The following is a 2,385-nucleotide window of genomic DNA, read 5'->3' as shown; positions in this document are numbered from 1 at the left end:
GTAGAGCAACTTTTTATAAGTGATTGAGATAGCAGAAAAGTAACAGATAATAAGAAAAGAAATATCCTTGTTTTGAATTACAATAATTATTGTGTAAAGTTTTCATCGCAAGTTAATTTTACCACAAAAATAGAACCTTTCGCATGAACGAATGGTCCTATTTCTTTTAGGGACTTATTTCACAGCCCCTTTCTTTTTAATTGCACTTATTCTTTTGTCCAGTCTTTAGTTTTCTCTATCCTCAAGATATTCCGCAAGGCTGTAATACAGTTCGCCTGCTATTCCACGTGTCTGATTTGCGGCAGTCATGGAATTCAAGATTGCCTCCTGCTCTGCTTCTGCCGCAGCAAGGAAAGCACGGTCGATTATGTTTTCCGGAATTGCTGATATCTGCACAAGTTCCTCCTCATAGCCGGATGGGATTCTGTTTGCAGTCGTAAATCCAATCATAATCTCCCCACTGCCATGACCTGTATAACCACCGGTTCGTGCGATACCAACACCGGTTCTTTTCAGAATCCGTTTGAGCTGACGACTTGTCAATGGAAGGTCTGTAGCCAGAATACTCATAATAGAACCTTTATCTTCTTCAGATGCAGCCATATCACTCTTTTCCTGTTTCCATTCCAGAATTTTAGGACCAACAGCTTCGCCATTCAGTACAAAATCTTTCGTTGCACCAAAGTTTGACTGAACCAGAACACCGATGGTGTATTCTTTTTCTCCAATCGTGATCACGCGGGATGCAGAACCGATTCCACCCTTCATGCCATAGCAGGTCGTACCGGCACCGGCACCTACATCACCTTCTTCGAATTCTTCCGATGCTAATGCAAAAGCCTCGCGCACTTCTTTTTCACCAATTGCACGTTTCTGGATATGATTGATCCGACAGTCATTGCACTCGCCTACGACCGGATTGATACTCTGAGGTTCTATTCCATCCTTCCGGCACTGTTCAATCACGATCTCAACCATTGCATCCAAAACCTTTCCGACATTTAACGTATTGGTAAGAGCAATCGGTGTCTCGAGGGTCCCCAGCTCCTCAACCTGCACAACACCGGCACTTTTTCCGAATCCATTATGAATGTATGCAGCTGCCGTATAGTGCTTGGCAAATGCATTGTCCGGTCCAGGAACGATCACGGTTACACCAGTATGATTTTCTTCTGTCTTCACCGTACAATGCCCTACCCGTATACCAGGCACGTCCGTAATTGCATTCCTTTCTCCTGTTTTTACTCTTCCGGGTACAATTCCAAAGTCCCGAATCCTTTTTGCCCCATTTTGGTTTCCTCCTTGGATTTTGTTGTATTTTTCAATACATGCTGATTTCAGTATAGCACATTTTCTCCGTTGAATGATTTAATATTTCATTTTATGAGTCTGACTTTCGTGATCATCTCTGTTTTTACCGGTCTGTGATAGACAAATCCTGACTGCGGTTCAATGGCTTCTTCTACTTCTACATGTTCCAGTCGTTCAATCTCATCCCAGCCATCGATCACTTTTCCGATTACGGTGAAATTACCATTCAATCTCTCGGAGGCAGCAAGGGTGATATAGTACTGGCTGCCGGAACTGTTCTCTGGATCTCCTGCCATGGCAACAATCCCCCGATGAAAAGTAATTTTGGCATTTTCAGGATTGGTTTTAAATTCTGGTTTGATCATGATATCGATTTGTGGATCAACACCATCAAAAAACAGTGGCTGAAGGACAAATCCCGGTTCCAAACGTTCAATGGCTCTTCCGTCAAATATTCTCTTCTCTGCGAGTCGCATAACACTTGCGCAGGCAATCGGTGCAATTTCCGGCCATAATTCAAAGTGTATCACAGCATTCTCATTTACAGTTATTTCGATGATTGGTTTTTGATTCATTTTCATATTTCCTTTATCTCATTATTTTTTTCGAAGGTCAACCCACCCGTGTATGTCTCTCTTTGTATTTCATTATACAGCTTTTGCTGAAATACTCAAAGTGGAAGTTACCGCCCAAATCCTACTTCGACCAGGTTGGTTCTTCTTTCCCGGTATAATTGAATTTACCATCATTTTACTGCGATATACTTGCAAGAGATTTTTACACCTTTCAGGTTTCTGTTTGTGTGTAACAAACAAAGTGATTTGACTTTTTTGTACGCCAGAATAAAATAAAAATGGTGATTTTGCATTTTATTGACTGTATTCTGACCGGATACTCTGATTTGTGCGTAAAGAATAAATGACAACATAACAAAAATAAAAAGAGGAATACAGAATGAAGAGTACAAAATTATTTCGGAATGTAAGGCTAAAAGGTCAAAAAGAACTTGTTTCGATATTAGTCGAAGATGGAATTATCAAGAAAAACGACATATGACAAAGACTTATATGAGAA

Annotated in this window: 2 protein-coding genes; both read right to left on the bottom strand. The window is 40.7% G+C overall.

From position 1 onward, the window contains the following. Positions 1-225: 225 nt before the first annotated feature. On the bottom strand, positions 226-1,308 hold the full coding sequence (locus PGZ10_RS16455) for a P1 family peptidase (protein ID WP_117836400.1): 1,083 nt from the start codon (positions 1,306-1,308) through the stop codon (positions 226-228). A 68-nt stretch (positions 1,309-1,376) separates the two neighbouring features. Continuing rightward, the gene (locus tag PGZ10_RS16450; protein ID WP_117836398.1) at positions 1,377-1,886 is read right to left on the bottom strand and encodes a peptidylprolyl isomerase; all 510 of its coding nucleotides are present in this window, start codon (positions 1,884-1,886) and stop codon (positions 1,377-1,379) included. Positions 1,887-2,385 lie beyond the last annotated feature (499 nt).

It is taken from the genome of Coprococcus sp. AF102-57, from assembly GCF_027686195.1.
Lineage (GTDB): Bacteria > Bacillota > Clostridia > Lachnospirales > Lachnospiraceae > Allocoprococcus > Allocoprococcus comes.
The sequence above is the reverse complement of the archived record's forward strand: the minus strand, read 5'-3'. Positions and strand labels throughout refer to the sequence as shown.